Annotated in this window: 2 protein-coding genes; both read right to left on the bottom strand. The window is 64.6% G+C overall.

What is annotated here, in order from left to right:
• Nucleotides 1–559: 559 nt before the first annotated feature.
• Nucleotides 560–1,006 (bottom strand): DUF6362 family protein, encoded by a 447-nt coding sequence (locus tag ROA7023_RS23525; protein WP_085881353.1) that lies wholly within the window; start codon nucleotides 1,004–1,006, stop codon nucleotides 560–562.
• Nucleotides 999–1,193 carry a hypothetical protein gene (locus ROA7023_RS23520; RefSeq protein ID WP_085881352.1) on the bottom strand — a complete coding sequence of 65 codons (195 nt, stop codon included), beginning with the start codon at nucleotides 1,191–1,193 and terminating at the stop codon, nucleotides 999–1,001. The genes ROA7023_RS23525 and ROA7023_RS23520 overlap by 8 nt, the downstream gene beginning before the upstream one ends.
• Between the last annotated feature and the right edge of the window lie 142 nt (nucleotides 1,194–1,335).

Raw genomic sequence — 1,335 nt, 5'->3', positions numbered from 1 at the left:
CTTCGGTGGCATCGATACACTCAGGCGAGCGTGGGTTCGGCGGCAATTCTGGGAGGAGGTGTCGCCGAACCGGGCGCCAGGATGAATTCCTTCAGCGCGGACTTCACTGGACTCCAAGCTGGATTCCCGCTGGACTCCGGAGTCCAGGGTATCCACCCCGGAGTCCACCTTACAAGCCACTGTTATTGCGTGGTTATTTCCGGTTCAGGGGTGGACTCCACGCGGGGTGGACTCCCAAAAAAACGGCCCTGTCGCTGGCGAAATTTTGCGCTTCGCCCGCCAGCATACGAAGTGCACAGAAAGGAACCGTGAAATCAATGACTTAGCGGGTGGCGGAGATGGTTTTTCCGGTCAACCGGTCACCGTTTGCCCGGGGTCGAACTGTCGCCGCTCTCGTGCCATCGTGTCCCCTTCTGGATTCCCAACTGGACCCCGGGTGGACCCCGGAATCCAGTCGTGTCGTGGTGTCCCGTCGCTCACGCCTCGTGCGAGCATAACCCATTTGTAGGCCCCGAGGCCGGCTTGGTGAACCCCACGGGATGTCTCCCCGAAAATTCCGTCACAGGATGATTTTCCTTGACAGGCTGTCGGCGTTGTCGATCACGAACCGCCTCGAGCGCCGCGATGATGGCACGCGGCCATGGAGCCGCCAGGTGATCAGCGCGACGCCGTACTGCCAGTGGCGGTTGGCGGCCGGACGGCTGAGCCCGATCTCCCAGGTGATCTTCTTCCACGGCTTGCCCCTTGCGCGCAGCCAGACGATGCGCGCGTCGTCACGCTCCAGCCAGCGCAGCCAGAGCATCGCCTCCTCGGCTTCGGTGATCTGGCGCGGGGTAGGGCGCGGGCGGCGTGTTTCGGGCTCTTGCCCCACATGATCGGCGAAGCTGTGGAAATACTCGGGCCAGGCGTTGAAGTAGCCCGTGGGCTTCACGCCGGGCAGTTGCGCGAACACGTCTGCGGCCAGCTCCAGCCGGTCCTGCACGCGGCCCGTGGTCCAGTCAGCCATGACGTCGGTCCTCCTGCCGCTTGCCATAGAGCCGCTCGCCCAGTTGCCGAACCAGTTCGCGCTCGGGCCAGGTGAGGCGGTGGTCGTCCAGCGACACAGCCAGCATCTGCTGGTCGTGCCAACCGTCGCGCTTGACCTGTTCGGGATCGCGGCGGTGACCGCCGTAGCCTTTCGGGTGGAAGTTCATGCCGCACCTCCCCGGGTCTCGATGGCCCAGAGCAGAATGGCGATGGCGTCGGCCTCGTTGTCGTCGGCCGGGCTGAACCCACGGGCGCGGGCCGCGTCGATCATTGCCTGCTTGTTGGCGTTGCCGCGACCGGTGGCATATT

The organism is Roseisalinus antarcticus (genome assembly GCF_900172355.1).
Classification (GTDB): domain Bacteria; phylum Pseudomonadota; class Alphaproteobacteria; order Rhodobacterales; family Rhodobacteraceae; genus Oceanicola; species Oceanicola antarcticus_A.
This window is presented reverse-complemented; position numbering and strand designations above follow the sequence as displayed.